General features: G+C 68.3%; 13 protein-coding genes. 7 read left to right on the forward strand and 6 right to left on the reverse strand.

Annotated elements, in window-relative coordinates; all coding sequences use genetic code 11:
• Positions 1-6: 6 nt before the first annotated feature.
• Genes EIK80_RS15890 through EIK80_RS15900 form a run of 3 tightly spaced genes read left to right on the forward strand, consistent with a single transcriptional unit; the run spans position 7 to position 5,238 of the window.
• Positions 7-1,776: a DUF885 family protein gene (locus EIK80_RS15890; RefSeq protein WP_125158000.1), complete on the forward strand. Its 1,770-nt coding sequence runs from the start codon at positions 7-9 to the stop codon at positions 1,774-1,776.
• A 46-nt stretch (positions 1,777-1,822) separates the two neighbouring features.
• Positions 1,823-3,604, forward strand: a complete 1,782-nt coding sequence (locus tag EIK80_RS15895; RefSeq protein WP_370450227.1) for a DUF885 family protein — start codon at positions 1,823-1,825, stop codon at positions 3,602-3,604.
• Between the two features lie 44 nt (positions 3,605-3,648).
• Positions 3,649-5,238 (forward strand): S10 family peptidase, encoded by a 1,590-nt coding sequence (locus tag EIK80_RS15900; protein WP_125158001.1) that lies wholly within the window; start codon positions 3,649-3,651, stop codon positions 5,236-5,238.
• 60 nt (positions 5,239-5,298) lie between these two features.
• Here EIK80_RS15900 and EIK80_RS15905 read toward each other — a convergent pair whose 3' ends face one another.
• A complete protein-coding gene (locus EIK80_RS15905; protein ID WP_125158002.1) occupies positions 5,299-7,596 on the reverse strand; it encodes a S9 family peptidase in 2,298 nt (765 codons plus the stop codon).
• Between the two features lie 84 nt (positions 7,597-7,680).
• On the opposite strand from EIK80_RS15905, the gene EIK80_RS15910 reads away from it, so the two are divergent.
• Positions 7,681-8,904, forward strand: a complete 1,224-nt coding sequence (locus tag EIK80_RS15910) for a hypothetical protein (protein WP_125158003.1) — start codon at positions 7,681-7,683, stop codon at positions 8,902-8,904.
• Here the strand turns inward: EIK80_RS15910 and EIK80_RS15915 are convergent.
• From EIK80_RS15915 to EIK80_RS15930, 4 genes are all read right to left on the reverse strand, one after another.
• On the reverse strand, positions 8,885-10,384 hold the full coding sequence (locus EIK80_RS15915) for an amidohydrolase family protein (RefSeq protein WP_125158004.1): 1,500 nt from the start codon (positions 10,382-10,384) through the stop codon (positions 8,885-8,887). The genes EIK80_RS15910 and EIK80_RS15915 overlap by 20 nt on opposite strands.
• 69 nt (positions 10,385-10,453) lie before the next feature.
• Entirely contained in the window at positions 10,454-11,101 is a 648-nt protein-coding gene (locus tag EIK80_RS15920) for a GntR family transcriptional regulator (RefSeq protein WP_125158005.1), read from the reverse strand.
• 112 nt (positions 11,102-11,213) lie between these two features.
• Entirely contained in the window at positions 11,214-12,224 is a 1,011-nt protein-coding gene (locus EIK80_RS15925; RefSeq protein ID WP_125158006.1) for a 4-hydroxyproline epimerase, read from the reverse strand.
• Positions 12,225-12,254: 30 nt separating this feature from the next.
• Positions 12,255-13,154, reverse strand: coding sequence for a dihydrodipicolinate synthase family protein (locus tag EIK80_RS15930; protein WP_125158007.1), 900 nt, complete (start codon positions 13,152-13,154; stop codon positions 12,255-12,257).
• Between the two features lie 75 nt (positions 13,155-13,229).
• Between EIK80_RS15930 and EIK80_RS15935 the strand changes: the two genes are divergently transcribed.
• From EIK80_RS15935 to EIK80_RS15945, 3 genes are read left to right on the forward strand one after another with little or no spacing between them, the layout of a single operon-like run.
• Complete coding sequence (locus EIK80_RS15935; protein WP_125158008.1) at positions 13,230-14,510, forward strand: FAD-binding oxidoreductase; 1,281 nt, start codon at positions 13,230-13,232, stop codon at positions 14,508-14,510.
• Positions 14,507-15,709 (forward strand): Xaa-Pro peptidase family protein, encoded by a 1,203-nt coding sequence (locus EIK80_RS15940; protein ID WP_125158009.1) that lies wholly within the window; start codon positions 14,507-14,509, stop codon positions 15,707-15,709. Before EIK80_RS15935 ends, EIK80_RS15940 begins: the two co-directional genes overlap by 4 nt.
• Positions 15,710-15,761: 52 nt before the next feature.
• Entirely contained in the window at positions 15,762-17,183 is a 1,422-nt protein-coding gene (locus tag EIK80_RS15945) for an amino acid permease (protein WP_125158010.1), read from the forward strand.
• A 37-nt stretch (positions 17,184-17,220) separates the two neighbouring features.
• Here the strand turns inward: EIK80_RS15945 and EIK80_RS15950 are convergent, their stop codons facing one another.
• Positions 17,221-19,206, reverse strand: coding sequence for a calcineurin-like phosphoesterase C-terminal domain-containing protein (locus tag EIK80_RS15950; RefSeq protein ID WP_125158011.1), 1,986 nt, complete (start codon positions 19,204-19,206; stop codon positions 17,221-17,223).
• Between the last annotated feature and the right edge of the window lie 98 nt (positions 19,207-19,304).

Here is a 19,304-nt window from a genome sequence, read left to right on the forward strand (position 1 = left end):
GGCGTTATGAAACGAGTTTCGGGATTGGCGATCGCGCTGGGCATGGCGCTGGTCGCTCAGCCGGCGCTGGCGCAGACCAAGCCGGCAAAGCCCGCCATGAGCGCCGCCACCAGCGCCGACGCGCGCCTGAAGGCGCTCTATGACGCCGAGTGGAACTGGCGCGCCCAGGAGTTCGGCCGCGACGCCGACGACGAGGGCGGCGGCCTGGGCGATCGCCTGCCGCATGTCGATCCCGTCAGCCAGCAGCGCCGGCTCACCTATTGGACGAACGCCCTGGCGCAGCTGGACAAGATCCCCGTCGACCAGCTGTCGCCCGAGGAGAAGGTCAACGCCGCGGTGTTCCGCACCGCACTGGAAGCCTTCGTCAGCCAGATCAAGTTCAAGGAATACGAGGACCCGTTCGGCTTCTGGACCTGGATGGCGCCGCGAACGGGCTTCGGGACCGTCGCCGAGTACCGCGCCTATCTGGGCCGGCTGCGCGACATGCCGCGCTATGTCGACGAGCAGATCGCCAACATGAAGTCCGGGCAGGCGCGCGGCTTCACCAAGGCCAGGGCGTCGATCGAGGGCCGCCACACCACCATCGCCCCGCTGGCGTCGAGCGACCCGGCGGCAAATCCGTTCTTCGGCCCGTTCGCCAACATGCCGTCGTCCATCCCGGCCGGTGAGCGCGACAAGCTGATGGAAGAGGGCAGGGCCGCCGTTACCGGCGCCGCCGCGCCGGCCTTCGGCAAGCTGCTGGCCTATGTGCGCGACGACTACATTCCGCACGCCCGGACCAATACCGCCGCCGAGAGCCTGCCGGACGGCAAGGCCTTCTACCAGGCCAAGATCCGCGAATACACGACCACCGACCTGACGGCCGAGCAGATCCACCAGATCGGCCTGAAAGAGGTGGCGCGCATCGACGCCGACATGCAGGCGACGATGAAGCAGGCGGGCTGGACCGGCGACTTCCAGGGCTTCCTCAAGTACCTGAAGACCGACCCGCAGTTCTACGCCAAGACGCCCTACGAGCTGATCGCCAAGTCTGCCTATGTGGCCAACAAGGCCAATGGCCAGCTGAAGTTCACCATTGGCCTGCTGCCGCGCTATCGCTTCACCATCGTGCCGACGCCGGCGGCGATCGCGCCGTTCGGGACGGGCGGCAATGGCGGCCTCGAGAGCTGCCTGATGAACACCTACAACCTGCCGGCCCGGCCGCTCTACACCATCCCGCCCTTGACCCTGCACGAATGCGTGCCGGGCCACAGCTTCCAGGCCGCCCTGGCGCTGGAAGGCCCCAACCGCCCGGCGATCCGCAAGCGCACTTACTTCTCGGGCTATGGCGAGGGCTGGGCGCTCTACATGGAGTGGCTCGGGACCAAGATGGGCGTCTACGAGACGCCCTATGACGAGTTCGGCCGCGAGACCTACGAGATGTGGCGCGCCGCCCGCTTGGTCGTCGACACCGGCCTGCATCACATGGGCTGGTCGCGCCAGCAGGCGCTGGACTACCTGTCCAGCCACACCGCCCTGTCCGATCACGAGGTGACCATCGAGGTCGACCGCTACATCAACGATCCCGGTCAGGCCCTGGCCTACAAGCTGGGCGAGATGCTGATCCGCCGCAAGCGCGCGGAGGCCGAGGCCAAGCTGGGCGCCAACTTCGACCAGCGCTGGTTCCACGACGTCATCCTGGGCCTGGGCTCGGTGCCGCTGCCGACCCTGGAAAAGGCCATCGACGACTGGATCGCCGGCGGCGGCAAGAATCCCAACCCCGCGACCGTTTCCTGACCCTAGTCCCTGAACATTTCCCGCCCGCTCTGGATGGAGACTTCCCTTGTTCGTTCGCTCCCTGATGCTTGTCTCCGCCCTGGCCTTGATGGCCGGCGCTCCGGCGGTCGCCCTGGCCCAGACCGCCGCGCCGGCCGCCGCTTCGGCCAGCGACGCCGACAGCCGCCTGAAGGCGCTCTATGACACCGAGTGGGCCTGGCGGCAGAAGGAGTTCGGGCGACTGGCCAGTGACGCGCCGTTCAGCGGCGGCGCCGGCCAGCTGCAGCATGTCGATGCGGCCACCCAGGAGGCCCGCCTGGCCTACTGGACCAAGACCCTGGCCGAGCTGAACAAGATCCCGGTCGACCAGCTGTCGCCCGAGGAGAAGATCAACGCGGCGGTGTTCCGCACCAGCCTCGAGGCCTTCGTCGCCCAGGGCAAGTACCGGACCTGGGAAGCGCCGTTCAACGCCGACAGTCAGTTTTGGTCCGGCCTGTCCGCGCGCAGCGGCTATTCCAGCGCCGAAGGCTATCGCCGCTACATCGGCCGCATGCGCGACGTCCCGCGCTATTTCGACGAGCAGATCGCCAACATGAAGGCCGGCGTGGCGCGCGGTTTCACCGTCCCGCGCGAGGCCCTGAGCGGCCGAGACGCCACGATCGCCGCCTTCACCGATCCCGACCCGGCCAAGAACGGCTTCTACGAGGCCTTCGCCAACATGCCCTCGTCGATCCCGGCCGAAGACCAGGAGAAACTGCGCGCCGAGGCCCGGCAGGTGATCGCCCAGTCGGTGGCGCCGGCCTACCAGAAACTGCTGGCCTATTATCGCGACGAGTACCTGCCCAAGGCCCGCAAGACGATCGCCGCCGAGGCCTTGCCGGACGGCAAGGCCTACTATCAGGCGCAGATCAAGGAGTTCACGACCACCGACCTGACCGCCGAACAGATCCACCAGATCGGCCTGTCGGAGGTGGCGCGGATCTCGGCCGAGATGGAGAAGGTCAAGGAACAGAGCGGCTTCAAGGGCGACATGCCCGCCTTCCTGAAGTTCCTGCGCACCGACCCGCAGTTCTACGCCAAGACCCCGGACGAACTGCTGGGCGTGTCGGCCTATGTGGCCAAGCGCGTGGACGGCAAGCTGAAGGACACCATCGGCCTGTTGCCGCGCTACCGCTTCACCATCGTGCCGGTGCCGGCCGCCATCGCGCCGTACTACACGTCCGGCCGGGGCGGGCTGGAATCCTGCCAGATGAACACCTACGACCTGCCGTCGCGGCCGCTGTACCAGATCCCGGCCCTGACCCTGCACGAGTGCAATCCGGGCCACAGCTTCCAGGCCGCCGTGGCCCTGGAGCAGACCGGTCGGCCGGCTTTCCGCAAGCAGACCTACTTCTCGGGCTATGGCGAGGGCTGGGCGCTCTACATGGAGTGGCTGGGGACCAAGATGGGCATCTACCGGACGCCCTATGAGGACTTTGGCCGCCTGTCGTTCGAGATGTGGCGCGCCGCGCGCCTGGTGATCGACACCGGCATCCACCATTACGGCTGGACCCGCCAGCAGGCCATCGACTACCTGGCCAGCCACACGGCGCTGGCCCAGCACGACATCGAGACCGAGGTCGACCGCTACATCAGCTGGCCGGGCCAGGCCCTGGCCTACAAGCTGGGCGAACTGAGCATCCGCAAGAAGCGCGCCGAGGCCGAGGCCAAGCTGGGTCCCAAGTTCGACCAGCGCAAGTTCCACGACGTCATCCTGGCGCTCGGCTCCGTGCCGCTGCCGGTGCTGGAGGCGCGGATCGACAAGTACATCGCCGACGGCGGCGCCAGCCCGACGACGCCAGCCCCCTAGGACCTTCCCGAAGACCAGACCAAGACTTCCATCCGGAGATTTCCATGCGTGCGTATCCCCTCATAGCCGCCCTGGGCCTGGCCGCCCTCGCGGCGCAGCCCGTCCTGGCCCAGGAAAAGCCGCCGGCCGTCGAGGCCCCGGCCAAGGGTTCCGAAAAGGCCGCCAAGGCCGACGCCCCCGACCTGGCCCAGGCCAGCGCCGAGGAGGACGCCCAGCCCAGGCGCGGTTCGGTGACGGTCGGCGGCAAGGTCATCGGCTATACCGTCACCCCCGGCACCGTCGTCATCCGCAACGACGACGGCGAGGCGGTGGCCAGCATGTTCTACGTCGCCTACGTGGCCGACCGTCCCAAGGGCTCGGCGCCGCGTCCTGTGACCTTCACCTATAACGGCGGCCCGGGCTCCTCGAGCATGTGGCTGCACATGGGCTCGATCGGTCCCGTGCACGTCGAGACGCCGCTGGTCGAGGTCGCCGCGCCGGCGCCCTACAAGATCACCGAGAACCACGAGACGATGCTGGACAAGACCGACATCGTCTTCATCGACGCCATCGGCACGGGCCTGTCGCGGCCGATCGGCAAGTCGAAGGGACCGGAGTTCTATGGCGTCGACCAGGACATCGACGCCTTCGCGCGCGGGGTCATGCGCTACCTGACGATCAACGACCGCTGGGACAGCCCCAAGTTCCTGTTCGGCGAGAGCTACGGCACCCTGCGCTCGGCCGGCCTGGTCCACGCCCTGCAGGAGCGCGGCGTGCAGGTCAACGGCGTCGTCCTGCTGTCGTCGATCCTGAACTACGGCATCCGCCAGCCGGGCTTCGACCAGATCTTCGTCACCTACCTGCCCAGCTACGCGGCCACGGCCTGGTACCACAACCGCCTGCAAAACCGCCCGGCGGCGCTGGAGCCGTTCCTTACCGAGGTGCGCGAATGGGCCCGCGGGCCCTATGCCACGGCCATGGCCAAGGGCTCGGACCTCAGCGACGCCGAACGCTCGGCCATCGCCAAGCAGATGAGCGCCTATACGGGTCTGTCCGAGAAGTTCCTGCTCAGCGTCGACTTGCGTGTCGAGCTCGGCCGGTTCCGCAAGGAGCTGTTGCGTGACCAGTCGCGCACCGTTGGCCGCCTGGACTCGCGCTTCAAGGGCATCGACGTCGATGATGGCGGCGACGGTCCCGAGTTCGACGCCACCGACACCTCGATCAGCGGGGCCTATATCGGCGCGCTGAACAAGTATCTGTTCGGCACCCTGGGCTATAAGACCAAGCTCAGCTACCGCCCGAACTACTACGCCCAGATCGGCGGCGGAAAGTGGGACCAGAAGCACAGGGCGCCGGGCGGACGCGGAGGCGGCGCTCAGATGGCCCTGGCCGACACCGCGCTCGACCTGTCGATGGCCATGCGCCAGAACCCGAAGCTGAAGGTGCTGTCGCAGAACGGCTATTACGACATGGCCACGCCGTTCTTCGGGGCGGAGTATGACCTGAAGCACATGCAGATCGATCCGAGCCTGCAGAAGAACCTGACCTACAAGTACTACGAGTCCGGGCACATGGTTTACATCAACCCGGCGGTCACCACGCAGTTCAAGAAGGACCTCGACGCCTTCTACGACAGCGCGACACAAGGCAACTGAACGGGCCGCTCGGCTGACTGAAGACGCTCCCGATCTCACCGATCGGGAGCGTTTTTCCTCTCAGCGCGCCGCCACCGGCGTGACCATCGCGCGCGCGTTCCAGTTCGGCGGCTCCTGGCCGGCCAGGTGGCGCAGGAAGAACTCGAATTCCTTGCGCTGGCCGTAGTCGATCGGGCCGGTGGAGCGGCCGACGGAATGGCCTTCGCCCGGCACGACCAGCAGGTCGAATTCCTTGTCGGCCTTGATCAGGGCGTCGGCGAACTGCAGGGTCGAGGCGGGGTCGACGTTCTTGTCCTGCTCGCCGACGATCATCAGCAGCTTGCCCTGCAGGCGCCAGGCGTTGTCGATCGCCGAGGCGTCCGAATAGCTCTGGTCGACGGGCCAGCCCAGCCACTGCTCGTTCCAGCTGATCTTGTCCATGCGGTTGTCGAAGCAGCCGGCGAAGGCCACCCCGACCTTGTAGAACTCCGGATGGTAGAGCAGGGCCAGGGCCGTCGACTGGCCGCCGGCCGAGCCGCCGTAGATGCCGACGCGACTGATGTCGTACCCGGGATACTTGGCCGCCACGGCCTTGTGCCAGAGGATCCGGTCGGGGAAGCCGGAGTCGGCCAGGTTCTTCCAGGCCACGTCGTGGAAGGCCTTCGAGCGGTTCAGCGTGCCCATGCCGTCGATCTGCACGACGATGAAGCCCAGATCCGCCAGGGACTGCATGCCCACCACCTTGTCGCCGCCCGCGTGATAGCCGAACGGCCACCAGGTCTTGGGCACGAAGCTGGAATGCGGGCCGGCATAGATGTTCTCGATCACCGGATAGCGCTTGGTGGGATCGAAATTCCGTGGGCGGACGATCAGGCCGTGGATGTCGGTTTTCCCGTCGCGGCCCTTGGCGACGAACGGCTCTGGCGGCTTGAAACCGGCGGCGACCAGCTGGCTGATGTCGGGTTTCTCGAGCATGGCGACCAGGCCGCCGTCACTCGTGCGGCGCAGCTCCGAGACCGGCGGCAGGTCGACGCGGGAATAGGTGTCGACATAGAGGCTGGCGTCCGGCGACAGGGCCACGTCGTGATAGGCGTCGGCGCTGGTCAGGGCCGTCAGCCCCTTGCCGTCGAAGCCGATGCGATAGACGTGCTGGAAGTAGGGATCCTGACCGGCGACCATGCCGCTGGCGGCGAAGTAGATCTGGCGCTTGGCCTCGTCGACCTTCAGCACTTGGCGCACCACCCAGGGGCCCTTGGTGATCTGGGTCTTCACAGCGCCGGTCTTGCCGTCGAACAGGTAAAGGTGGTTCCAGCCGTCGCGCTCGGACATCCAAAGGACCTCGCGGCCGTTGTCGATGTCCTGCCGGAAGCGGCGGCCCTCATTGATGAAGGTCTTGGCCGTCTCGGTGACCACGGCGCGCGGCTGGCCGGTTCTGGCGTCGATCTCGATCACGCGGGCCAACTGGTGGCCGCGCTGCTCGTAGATGAAGGACACCGTGGCGCTGTCCTTGCGCCATTCCAGCTTGGAGAGGTCGTAAGGGTTGGCGAACAGGTCGTCCGGCGTCGGCAACTGCTTGCCTTCGGCCGCCAGGAAGACGACCGGCCGCTCGATGTCCACCGCGTCGCCGGGCTTCGGATAGAGCTGGGTCTGGAGCTTGGGCTGCACCTGATCGGCGGGACGGGCCTCGACGCGATAGACGATGCGCCGGAAGCCGGGGCGCACGCGATAGGCGGCCAGCTTGGCCGAGTCCGGCGACCAGACGATCGACTCCGGATCGTAGAAGTTGGCCTCCGAGCCGTCGGTGCTGATCCGTTTCCAGGCTCCGCCGACCGGGCGCACGGCGATGTTGAAGTTCTCGACACGCGCCTCCCACTGGCCGTCGGGCGAGCGGCGCGGATGGTTGTCGGCCGGGACGGACAGGTCGCGCACCACGCCGAAGCCGCTGGGCCGACCTGGCCGGGGCGCCTCGGCGCAGCTGTAGTCGGTCAGCGTACAGCGCCAACCGGCTTCATTGAACGCGAAACGGATCGCCGCGCCCTTGTCGGCGAAGGTGAAGGTCTCGAACGGCAGCCGCAGCGGGTCGAAGGTCGTGTTGGCGGCCTTGCCGAGGCCGGCGGCGATGCGGGCCTGGTCGAAGCTGGGCGTCTTGGCGCCGGTCTTGACGTCGTAGGTGACGAAGGCGAAGCCGCCCTCGACCGTCTTGCGGTAGAATAGCTTGTCGTCGCCCGACCACCCGGCCGGATCGGCGACGTCGCGGGTCAGGTACATCTGCGTCTCGCGCAGCCGCAGCGAGCGCGTCATGTCCTGAGCCGTCACCTGCGCAAGGACCGGTGTCGCCTGCAGGGTCAACGCCAGTACGATCAATCCGCCAGTCCGCATGTACAGTCCCCAGGACGCTCGTCGAGTTATCGTATTATGTATACGGTGAGGCTTGGCGAGGTGAAGCCCAAAGGGGAGGGAAGCATGTCGGTATTTCGCAAGGCGCTGGCCGGGACGGCCCTGACGCTGCTGCTGGCGGGGCCGCTCCAAGCGCAGACGGCCGCCACGCCGCCGCAACAGACCGAGTCCGACGGCTACACGCGCTATGAACTGCTGGGCCCGGGCAGTCACAAGTTCCGGATCGTCTACGAGATCACCGCCAGCACGCCAGGGGCGAGCGCCTACTACAATCCCATCCGGCCCGGCAGCGTGGCCACCGACGAAAGCGTCAGCGACCGCGCCACCGGCAAGCCGCTGAAGTTCGACGTGGTCGGCGGCGATGTCGCCAAGGCCGGCGGGGTGCGCGGGGCCAGTCCCGACGGCAGCTACATCCGCGTCGAGCTGGCCCATCCGGTGCCGGCCGACGGCGGCGAGGGCCGGGTGCTGATCGACAAGACCTATGAGGACGCCAAGAGCTACTATCAGGAGGGCGAGCTGATCGTCTTCGACCGGCCGCTGGGCGTGAAGCGCAACGCGGTGGTTCTGCCGGCGGGCTACGAGCTGGTGTCCTGCAACTATCCGGCCCAGGTGCTGCAGGAGGCCGACGGCCGCCTCAAGATCGCCTTCTGGAACAACACCCCGGCCCAGGCGCCGCTAGTGGTCAAGGCGCGGCCTTCGCCGAACCTGAAATCTGGCGCCTCGTCACAGGCCAAGGCGCTGGACGAGCGCGCCCACCAGAGCCGCGAGATCGCGTACTTCCTGCAGCCGCCGGAAACCCACAGCTTCGATCTCTATCACGACTACACCGAGACCCGGCCGGGCGTGGGCGTCTATGTCAATATCGTCCGGGCCGGCAGCGCCGCCTCCAAGCCATCGGCGCGCAACCTCGACACCGGCGCGGCCCTGAAGTGGGAGATGCTGAAGGGCGCCGACATCCTGAAGGCCGCGCCCGACCAGAAGGGCGTCACGCCCGAGACCGAGGCTATCGTTTTCCACTTCGATCCCGTGAAGCCGGGCCAGAGCGCTCGCCTGCGCTTCAGCGAGACCTATACCGACGCCGAGCGCTACACGCTGGTCGGCGACGAGCTGGTCTGGCGGCGGTCATTCGGCCGGCCGCTGAACACCGTGGTGCTGCCCGCCGGCTGGGTGCTGACCAACAGCTCCGTCCCGGCCACGGTCAAGACCTTGCAAGACGGCCGCGTCCAGCTGGAGTTCATCAACCCCCGCACCGACGAGATCGACACCATCATCACGGCGCGACGGCGCTAGGTTTTTTATAGAACACCGGCCGCTCGGGCAGGGCGGCCGGGTCGACCCAGTGGCCCTGGGCGATGACCCCGTCGATCCTCTCGATGTTGCGGATGTCTGCCAGCGGATCGGCGGACAGCAGCACCAGATCGGCGATCCTGCCGGGCGCGATGGTTCCGAGGTCTGGCATGGCCGCCGCGGCCGCGCCGGTCTTGGTCGCCGCGACGATCGCCTGCATCGGCGTCAGGCCCAGCTCCACGAAGCCTTCGATGGCGCGCAGCGTGGCGATGCCAGGCTCGGCCGCGTCGGGCTTCGGGGCGCGGCGAAACTCCGGCGCGTCGCCGAAGAAGGCGTCGGTGGCGGGCGTCACCCGGCAACCGGCCTTGATCAGGCGCTCGGCGTTGCGGCGCTGGATGTCCTCGTTGTCGCCCAGCATGTCCAGCCGCCGCCAGCGTTCGGCGCTGGTGGTCGCGGCCGGCAGCTTGTCGATCTGTCCTTGCGCCTCGGTGCGCTTGGCCAGGTGCTTTTCCCGCGCGGCGCCGGTGATCATGTTGGCGCGCACGCCGCATAGCACGTTCTTGTCGACGATCAGCCGGATCAGGTCGTCGGGCAGGTCGCGGCTCATCAGTTCGGGATGCTGGATCAGGTCGATGCCGGCCTCGACGGCGAGGCGCAGGCCTTCGGAGCTGGTGGCGTGGGTCTCGACCAGCTTGCCGCGCTTGTGAGCTTCTCCGACGATCACCGCCTGCTGGCGCGGCGAGAAGCCGATCAGCGAGGGGCGGACGAAATGGCTGGTGCCGCCGTATTTGATGAAGTCGACGCCCTTGTCGAGATAGCGGTTCATGGCGACCCGCAGCTCGTCCGGGGTCATGTCCATGATCTCCTCACCCATGTCCTGGGCCAGCAGGTCGTTCCATTGCTCTTGAAAGACCGACAGGTCGGAATCCTTGGTCAGCGAGAACGACAGCGAGAACGGACCGCTCCAGCCCAGGATATTGCCGGCGGCCTTGATGCGCGCGCCGACCGCTTCGCCCCGGTCGATGCGGTCGCGGACCGCCAGGGTCGGTGGCAGGACGCCATAGCTGTCGCGCACCGTGGTGACGCCGTACTTGAGGGCGCGCTGGGCGAACTCCAGCGCCAGCTCCTCGCCCCGATCGGCGTATTTCAGCGAGGTGTCGCGGCGCGCCGGCGTGCCGTAGACAGAGACGTGGGCGTTGCTGTCGATGAAGCCGGGCAGCAGATAGCGGCCTCGGCCGTCAATGACGCGGACCTTCCTCGGCGGCTTGGCCGGCGTGTCGCCGATCGAGACGATGCGGCCGTTCTCGATCCGCACGGCGGCGTTGGGCCGAGGCGGGGCGCCTGTGCCGTCGATCACCGTGACGCCGGTGATGAGAAGAGGCTCTTGCGGCCTAGGCGCGGCCTGCGCGCAGAACCCCGACAGCCAGAGGACCAATCCTGAGGCGGCGGCGATCGCCGACCGTTGCGTCAATCCGCGCGCCATGGCTCATCCCCAAGCTTCTCAAGCTGGGGACTGTATACGGTATCATATCGTACGCAATAAGCGCGGCGCCTAGGCCGACAGCTGCTGCTTCAGGTCCTTCATCGTGCCGCGGATGTGGGCGGCGGTCAGGGACTCGACCTTGGCGGCGTCGCCCTTCAGCCAGGCGTCGAGAAGCTCGCGATGCTCCTCGGCCGCACGGGCTTCCCGGCCATAGGGCTCCAGGTGGACGCGCACATAGCGCTCGGCCAGGACCTGAAGGCGTTCCAGCAGCTGATAGGTGACCAGGCCGCCCGAAGGCCGGATCATGGCCATGTGGAAGGCGCGGTTCATCGACACGTGATCGCCCGGGGCGCCGCTCTGCTGGGCCGTCTCGAGGGCGGCCAGGGCGGCCTTGACCACCTGCTGATCCTCGGGCGTGGCCTTCTTGCAGCCCGCGGCCGTCGCGCCGGGCTCCAGCTTGAGGCGCAGATCGAACACCTCGTGCGCCTCGTCGACCGACAGCGGCCGAACGACATAGCCGCGGTTCGGGTAGGAGCTGAGCAGGCCGTCCTGCTCCAGCCGGCTCAGGGCCTCGCGCAGCGGGATCTTGCTGACCCCCAGCTCCTCGGCGATCGTGTCCTGTCGCACCGGCGTCCCAGGGGCCATCTGGCCCAGCAGGATACGCTTGCGGACCAGCTCATAGGTCTGGTCGGAGAGGGTGCGGACGACGATGGTCATCGGGTGGGCGTGTCTCTCAAGAAGCGCAAAGGCTTGGCGGCGCGAAGCGCGCCCTCAACGGTCATAGGTCCCTGTAACCGGCCAGTGCAAACAAGAAATCGTCGACCGCGCCCTAAACGACTTGAAAACCTCGCCAGAACTGGTCTGCCTGATCGATCCAGATCGTATTGAAGCCGGTCGAGATCGCCGAGCCCTCGACGGAGGGAATGATCGCGGCCTGATCCCCGATTGCGGTTTCCGCCTCGACCTTGCCGATGAAGCGGCTGCGAATGAAGCTTTCATGCACGAAGGTCTCGCCGACCTTGAGCCTGTTCTTGGCGTGGAGATGGGCCAGGCGGGCCGAGGTGCCGGTGCCGCAGGGGCTGCGATCGATGGCCTTGTCGCCGTAGAACACCGCGTTGCGCCCATCGGCTTTGCCGTCTGCGCCTTCCGTGCTGGGACCGTCGGCCCACAAGACGTGGCTGACCCCGCGAATGGTCGGATCCAGCGGGTGGATGGGCGTGGTCTTCTCGCGCACCAATTCGCGGACGATGGGGCTGTAGCGCAGGATGTCCTGAGCGCTGAACGCGTCCAGGCCCTTGTACGCGCCCTGCGGCTCGACGATGGCGTAGAAGTTGCCGCCATAGGCGACGTCCAGCTTCAGCGGACCCAGGCCCGGAACGTCGATCTCGATGTCGGTCACCGCCAGATAGGCCGGCACATTGACGATCTTCACCGCCGTGACCTTGTCGCCCGCCGTCTTGTATTCGATGTCGATGACGCCGGCCGGCACTTCCAGCTTCAGGCGGCCCGGGACGCGCGGGGTGATCAGGCCGTTCTCCAGGGCGAAGGTGACCATGCCGATCGTGCCATGGCCGCACATCGGCAGGCAGCCGCTGGTCTCGACGAACAGGATGCCGGCCTCGGTGTCGTCGCGGGTGGGGGGATAGAGGAAGCCGCCGGACATCATGTCGTGGCCTCGCGGCTCGAACATGAGGCCCGTGCGGATCCAGTCGAAGCGCTCCAGGAAGTCCTGGCGGCGCTCGCTCATCGACGCGCCCCGGAGCAGGGGCGCGCCGCCGACGATCAGCCGTACGGGATTGCCGGCGGTGTGGCCGTCAATGCAGAAGAAGGTGTGACGCATGGCTGATCGACAGTCCTGGTTGATCGGGGCCTAGCCGACGGGACGGGTGGCGGCGGCCTTCTCGACCATGGCCGTCACCTCGGCGCGACGGGCCCCGGCCAGCGGCAGGCGCGGCGTGCGGACGCGCTCGGAGCCCCGGCCCATGATCTGCTCGGCCAGCTTGATAGACTGGACGAGATCATGTTCGGCGTCGAGGTGCAGCAGCGGCATGAACCAGCGGTAGATTCGCAGGGCTTCGGCCAGGTCGCCCCGGTCGATGGCGGCCACCAGGGCCACCGATTCCTGCGGGAAGGCGCTGGTCAGGCCCGAGACCCAGCCGTGGGCGCCCAGCAGCAGACCCTCCAGCGCGACGTCGTCGAGACCGGCCATCAGGATGTAGCGATCGCCGAAGACGTTGAGCAGGTCGGTGAAGCGGCGGGTGTCGGGCGCGCTTTCCTTGACCGCCACGATATTGGGCACGTCCGCCAGGCGCTGCAGCACGCTGGTGGTAATCGAGACGCGATAGGCCGGCGGGTTGTTGTAGAGCATCATCGGCAGGCTGGTGGCCGCCGCGACCGTGCGGAAGTGGTGCTCCAGCTCCAGCTCGGTCGGCACATAGACCATGGCCGGCAGCACCATGAGGGCGTCGGCGCCGAGGGCTTCGGCGTCCTTGGCGAACTTGGCGGCGCGGTCGGTGGTCATTTCCGAGACACCGACCACCACCGGAACGCGCCCCGCGACCACTTCGACGGCGGCTTTCAGCGCCGCGCGCTTCTCATCGGCTTCAAGCGAGTTGTTTTCGCCGCAGGTGCCGAGCACGATGAGCCCATGGACGCCGTCCTTGATCAGGGCGTCGAGGACGCCCTGGCTCGCCTCGAAGTCGATGGACGAGTCCGCATTGAATTGAGTGGTCGCCGCTGGATAGACGCCGCGCCAGGAGATCGAATTCATACCGCTTGCACCTCTGTGATGTTCGTCTACCATATACGATATGAGATCTCGAGGTAAAGGCCTGGTGGCTGTCCAATGAGTATAGTCGTTGTCGGCGGAGGCGTGGTGGGGCTTGCCTGCGCGTTGGATCTCCGACGCGCGGGCGCTGACGTGCTGCTCATCGACGAGGGCGCCGGTCCATCGGCGTCCTGGGGCAATGCCGGCCATATCGCCATCGAACAGGTCGAACCGATCGCCTCGATGAAGGCGTTGAGATCGGCGCCGACGCGCTGGTTCCCGCGCGGCGGGGCCCTGGACTTCAGATTCGCGGACATTCTCTCATGGGGCGGCTGGGCGGGGCGGTATGTCCAGGCCTGCGCGCCGGACGCCTTCGATCACGGAAAGGCGGCGCTGGGCGCCTTGCTCGCCGACGCGATCCCGGCCTGGCGACGTCTCGCCGCGGCGGCCGGCCGGCCCGACCTGCTGAGCGAGCGCGGCCACATCGTGGTCTGGGAGAGCCTGGCCAGCGCCGAAAAGGGCAGGGCGGCCTGGGGCGCGGCCGACATCGGCCAGGCGCGAACGCGCGACCTGCGAGGCGTCGAGCTGCTGGAGGTCGCCAGCCGTCTGGCCGTCGCTCCGGCGGGCGGCCTGCGTTTCGAGAACAGCGGGCAGATCAGCGATCCTGGCCTGGCCCTGCGGACCCTGCGCGACGCCTTCGTGGCCCTGGGCGGCACGATTCGTTCGGCCAGGGTCACGGCGCTGAGGCTCGAGGGCGGTCGCGCGGTCGTGGCCCTGGACGACGGCGAGGCGCCGCGAGCGGACCAGATCGTCCTGGCCGCCGGAGTCGGCAGCGGGCGGCTGATGCGAGGCCTGGGCCATGTCGCGCCCATCGTCGCCGAGCGCGGCTATCACATCGAGGGCGAGGTCCTCGAAGGCGATGGACGCGCGTGGGGTGACCTGCCGCCGGTGGTCTTCGAGGACCGGTCGATGATCGTCACCCGGTTCGGCGACCGGCTGAGGGCGGCCAGCTTCGTCGAGTTCGCCCGCCAGGATTCTCCGGCCGATCCACGCAAATGGGCGCGCCTGCATCGGCATGTGGGCGCGCTGGGCCTGCCGATGGCGGCGTCGCGCAGCCAGTGGATGGGCGCGCGGCCGACCTTGCCCGACTACCTGCCGGCCATCGGCGTCAGCCGCCGTGCGTCCAACCTGATCTACGCCTTCGGCCACCAGCATCTGGGTCTGACCCTGGCGGCGACGACCGGCGAGATCGTCACCGCCCTGGCCGGCGGCGGCGCGGCGGCGGTTGACCTGGCGCCGTTCGACCTGGACCGTTTCGCCCCCGGCGCCGCGCGCCGCGCCAAGGAGATCGCCGCATGACGACCGGCATTGGCGGATCTTCCGCCGAACAGGAACTCGCTGACCTCGCGCCGCCGCCCGGCCGGCCCGCGCCGATCGACGCTGCCGAGCGCCGGGCGCGCCTGGCCAAGGCGCGGGGCCTGACGCGGGCGCTGGGCGCCCAGGCGCTGCTGATCGGCGCCGGCGCCAGCCTGCGCTATTTCACCGGCGTGACCTGGGGTGCGACCGAGCGACTGGTCGCCATGCTGCTGCCCGTCGAGGGCGAGCCGATGATGATCTGCCCGGCCTTCGAGCTGGGCTCGCTGGAAGCCAGCCTGGGCGTCGAGGCCGAGATCCGTCTCTGGCAGGAGGACGAGCCGCCGGGCGCGCTGGTCGCCGAGATGCTGAAGGCGCTGGGCGTCACGACCCTGGCCTTCGACCCGGCCCTGTCCTTCCAGGCCTTCGACGACGTCCGCCGGGCCGCGCCCGACCTCACCGTGCTGAACGCCGCGCCCGTCGTCGACGGCTGCCGCGGGATCAAGTCGCCGGCCGAGCTCGCTTTGCTGCAATACGCCAAGAGCCTGACCCTGGAGGTCCATCGCCGCGCCGCCGCGATCCTGCGCCCCGGGATCACCACCGGCGAGGTCAAGCGCTTCATCGACACGGCCCACCGCGCCTGCGGGGCCGACAACGGCTCGACCTTCTGCGCGGTGCAGTTCGGCGTCGCCAGCGCCTATCCGCATGGCGTGCCGGGCGAGCAGAGCCTGGCGGACGGCGATCTCGTGCTGATCGACACCGGCTGTCAGATCGACGGCTACCATTCCGACATCACCCGCACCTACGTCTTCGGGACGCCCAGCGCCGAGCACCGGCGGATCTGGGACATCGAGCACGAGGCCCAGGCCGCAGCCTTCGCGGCCGTGCGGCCCGGCGTGCCGTGCGAAGTGATCGACCAGACGGCGCGCGAGGTGCTGCAACGCCATGGCCTGGGCCCCGACTACGCCTTGCCCGGCCTGCCGCATCGCACCGGCCACGGCATCGGCCTCTCCATCCATGAAGGCCCGTATCTGGTACGCGGCGACACGACCCCGCTGGCGGTCGGCATGTGCTTTTCCAACGAGCCGATGATCGTGCTGCCCGACCAGTTCGGCGTCCGGCTCGAAGACCATTTCCATGTCACGCCCGACGGCGCGGCCTGGTTCACCAAGCCTTCGGCCGCGATCGACAGGCCGTTTTCGTAAAGCGCGGACCGGCGAGGGGGCCGGGCGCGACAACAACAGGGGACTGGGACTGATGACCTTCTGGACGCGCCGCAAGGCGCTGGACGCGGTGCTCCGCGTCGAGGAAAGCCGCCGCCTCAAGCCGACGCTGAGTTGGCCGCACCTGATCGCCCTGGGCATCGGCGCGATCATCGGCACGGGCATCTACACCCTGACCGGCATCGGCGCGGAACGGGCCGGTCCCGCCGTGATCCTGGCCTTCGCGGCCTGCGGCGTGCTCTGCGTGTTCGCCGCCCTGACCTATGCCGAGATGGCCACCATGATCCCGGCGGCCGGCAGCGCCTACACCTACGCCTACGCCGTGCTGGGCGAGGGGCTGGCCTGGATCGTCGGCTGGAGCCTCGTCCTGGAATATTCGGTGACCTGCAGCGCCGTGGCGGTGGGCTGGTCGGGCTACATGGTCGGGCTTCTGAAGAGCGCGGGCGTAACCCTGCCGGCGGCCCTGCTGGCCGGACCGCACGGCGGCGGCGTCGTCAACCTGCCGGCGGTGCTGATCGTGCTGGCGGTCACCGCCCTGCTGATCCGCGGCGCCAAGGAGAGCGCGGTGGTCAACATCGCCCTGGTGGCCATCAAGATCCTGGCCCTGGCCGTGTTCGTGATGCTGACCATCACCGCGCTGAAGCCCGAGAACTTCACCCCCTTCATGCCCTACGGCTTCGCGTCCGAGACCGTGAACGGCCACACCCGCGGCGTCATGGCGGCGGCGGCCATCGTGTTCTTCGCCTTCTTCGGCTTCGACGCGGTCTCGACCTCGGCCGAGGAGGTGAAGAACCCCAAGCGCGACCTGACCATCGGCATCGTCGGCTCGATGGTCGTCAGCACCCTGATCTACATGCTGGTCGCCACCTGCGCGGTCGGGGCCTGGGCCTATAGCGAGTTCGCCCGCAGCGGCGAGCCGCTGGCCTTCATCCTGCGCAGCCTGAACCACCCCTGGGCGGCGGTGGCCATCGCGGCGGCGGCCGTCATCGCCCTGCCCAGCGTCATCCTGGTGATGATGTTCGGCCAGACGCGGGTATTCTTCGTGATGTCGCGCGACGGCCTGCTGCCGCACGGCCTGAGCCGTCTGCACGAGCGTCGCGGCACGCCGGTGAAGCTGACCCTGATGGTCGGCGCCTTCGTGGCTGTGGTCGCGGGCCTGTTCCGACTGGACGAGATCGCCGAGCTGTCGAACGCCGGCACCCTGCTGGCCTTCATCTGCGTGGCCGTCTGCGTGATGGTTCTGCGCGTGACCAAGCCCGACCTGCCGCGCCTGTTCCGCTGCCCGGCCGTGTGGGTGGTCGGTCCGCTGGCGGTGGTCGGCTGCCTCTACTTCATGATCAGCCTGCCGCCGGCGACGCTTGGCCGCTTCCTGGCGTGGAACGTGGTCGGGATCGTCGTCTACCTGCTCTACGGCCGTCGCAAGAGCTTCCTCAACACGCCTTCGACGGCGAGCTGAGGTCGGTATCACGTCGGCGGCGGACGCCGCCGACGCGCTACTGGTTCTTGAACCTGTCCCAGTGCTCGAAGTCGAAGGTCGGCTTCGGACGGGTCGGCCGAACCTCGAACACCAGGGTGTCGCGGGACGGCGCGCCCTGGTCACGGGTGACCGTGACGACCGCCGTGTGCATCCCTTCGGCCATGTCCCTGGGCAGGTCGTAGCGCCAGATGTGCGGAGAGTGGTCGGCGCGCGAGCCGCGCGGCTGGGGCGGCATCGGGGGCAGGCGCTTCTGGCGGCCTTGGACGTAGCCTTGAGTCTCGGGATCGCCCGAGCGGCTCTGGATCGCCGCGCGGGCCATGGTCAGCTGGCGCTGCAGGGCGAACGGATCCGACCAGGTCGCGCCGCTGTGGACGGTTTCGCCCTTCATCTCCTGGGTGCGGGTCATCGGCCGGGGCGCGCCGCCGTCGATGGCGACCAGGACCTTGGTCGTGGAGTCGCCCATCCACACGTCGGCGGTCAGCCAGCTCTGGCCAGCCAAGTCGGTCGGGGTCAGCAGCTTGACGTCCGGCAGGTCCTGGACACTGAGCGGCGGCACGGGGTCGCGCTTGTCCTCCGGCGCGTCGCGCCAGGCGAAGATCTTGTCGGCCCAGTCGCGGAAGGCCGGAGTGCTGACCGACAGCCACATGGCCCGGTCGCGCGGCAGGCCGCTGGCGCGGTAGTCGAGCGTGTAGGTCGTCCCTTTGACCACGAAGTCGACATAGCCGCGCGGCGAGCCGTCGCCCTGGATGCTCATCGGCGCGCCGTCGATGTCGTAGTCGCCGCCCCACCAGTCGCCGGCGACGGCGCCGGCCACCAGGTGGCGGAACGGGATGGTCGAGACGCCGACGTTTTCCTTCCAGCCGGCCATCGAGTCGCCGGGCGCCATGTTCTCCAGCGTGTGGCTATGGCCGGTCAGGGACAGGGCCGGTCGCCCCTTCACCAGGGCGTAGAGCTCGTCAAGATTGGCCGTCTGGTGGGGCTGTGACTCGCTGTTGTCGAAGCCGACGAACGGGATGTGGGCGGCGAACACGACCAGCTTCTTCGGATCGGTGGTCTTCAGCACGTTCTCGATGAAGGTCATCTGGTCCGGCAGCAGGCGGCCGGCATAGGTCTTCCAGTACTGCTTGCAGAACGGCCGCTCGCGCGCCTCGCGGGGATCCTCGCCGCAGGGGAACGAGACGTTGTCCAGCACGATGAACACCGCCTGGCCCATCTCGAACGCGTAGTTGTTGGGGCCATACAGCCGCCGCCACGTGTCGGAGCTGTCGATGTCGTGGTCGGCGTCGTGGTCGTAGTCGTGATTGCCCTGCACCCACCATTGCGGGACGCCGATCGCGCCCATCACCTCGGCCGTGCGCGGAATCAGGTGCAGGTCGTCGCTGACGATGTCGCCCAGGGCCAGCAGGCAGGCCGGCTTCTTGGGCGCGTTGACCAGTTCGCGGACCAGGGAGTCGCGGACATAGCCGACCTCGATATTGGACGCCGGCTGGACGTCGCCCAGCACCGCGCAGTCGAAGGTCTGACCGGATTCTGTGGGAATGATCGGAAAGTTGATCGCCGAGGGCAGGGGGCCGGTCGGCGGCAGGCCGCCATAGCGCAGGGCCTTGGGCGTGCCGGCCGGCTTGTGCTGATAGGCGAACCGGGGAACCCAGCGCGTGTCGGTGGGCACGCGCCAGCCGCTGGGCTGGATCACGAACACCGCCATGTCCGGGCGGACCGGGAGAACGTAGCGGCCCGCCTTGTCGGTCAGCACGACCTCGCGGCTGTTGGAGACCTTCACCCCGGCCACGCCGCGTTCACTCGCGTCCAGGCGGCCGTTGCGGTTGACGTCATCGAATACGACGCCGGCGATCGTCCTGTCGTCCGTCCGCGCGTCGCGGCGCACGTCGATGTCGGCGAAATAGGGTGTCGTCGGGTTCGCCGGCGCGGCCAGGGCGGCGCTGGCGCATCCGCCGAGGATCGTTGCGCACAGCAGGGCGATCGGCAGGGAAGTCTTGGTCACGACAAGCCTCTTGGCTGAAGACGCCCCTGTTTGGCGGACGTCTGACACATCCCGATGAAGGTCCGCGCGCTGGCGGCGATCTGACTGCCGGCGAGGCC

Origin of the sequence: Caulobacter sp. 602-1 (assembly GCF_003931565.1) — a bacterium.
In the GTDB taxonomy this organism is placed as follows: Bacteria; Pseudomonadota; Alphaproteobacteria; order Caulobacterales; family Caulobacteraceae; genus Caulobacter.

Bases quoted from the DNA above. Each gene is read 5' to 3' on its own strand.
- EIK80_RS15890 (WP_125158000.1), top strand. From the start codon at position 7: ATGAAACGAGTTTCGGGATTGGCGATCGCGCTGGGCATGGCGCTGGTC.
- EIK80_RS15900 (WP_125158001.1), top strand. From the start codon at position 3,649: ATGCGTGCGTATCCCCTCATAGCCGCCCTGGGCCTGGCCGCCCTCGCG.
- EIK80_RS15905 (WP_125158002.1), bottom strand. From the start codon at position 7,596: ATGCGGACTGGCGGATTGATCGTACTGGCGTTGACCCTGCAGGCGACA.
- EIK80_RS15910 (WP_125158003.1), top strand. From the start codon at position 7,681: ATGTCGGTATTTCGCAAGGCGCTGGCCGGGACGGCCCTGACGCTGCTG.
- EIK80_RS15915 (WP_125158004.1), bottom strand. From the start codon at position 10,384: ATGGCGCGCGGATTGACGCAACGGTCGGCGATCGCCGCCGCCTCAGGA.
- EIK80_RS15920 (WP_125158005.1), bottom strand. From the start codon at position 11,101: ATGACCATCGTCGTCCGCACCCTCTCCGACCAGACCTATGAGCTGGTC.
- EIK80_RS15925 (WP_125158006.1), bottom strand. From the start codon at position 12,224: ATGCGTCACACCTTCTTCTGCATTGACGGCCACACCGCCGGCAATCCC.
- EIK80_RS15930 (WP_125158007.1), bottom strand. From the start codon at position 13,154: ATGAATTCGATCTCCTGGCGCGGCGTCTATCCAGCGGCGACCACTCAA.
- EIK80_RS15935 (WP_125158008.1), top strand. From the start codon at position 13,230: ATGAGTATAGTCGTTGTCGGCGGAGGCGTGGTGGGGCTTGCCTGCGCG.
- EIK80_RS15940 (WP_125158009.1), top strand. From the start codon at position 14,507: ATGACGACCGGCATTGGCGGATCTTCCGCCGAACAGGAACTCGCTGAC.
- EIK80_RS15945 (WP_125158010.1), top strand. From the start codon at position 15,762: ATGACCTTCTGGACGCGCCGCAAGGCGCTGGACGCGGTGCTCCGCGTC.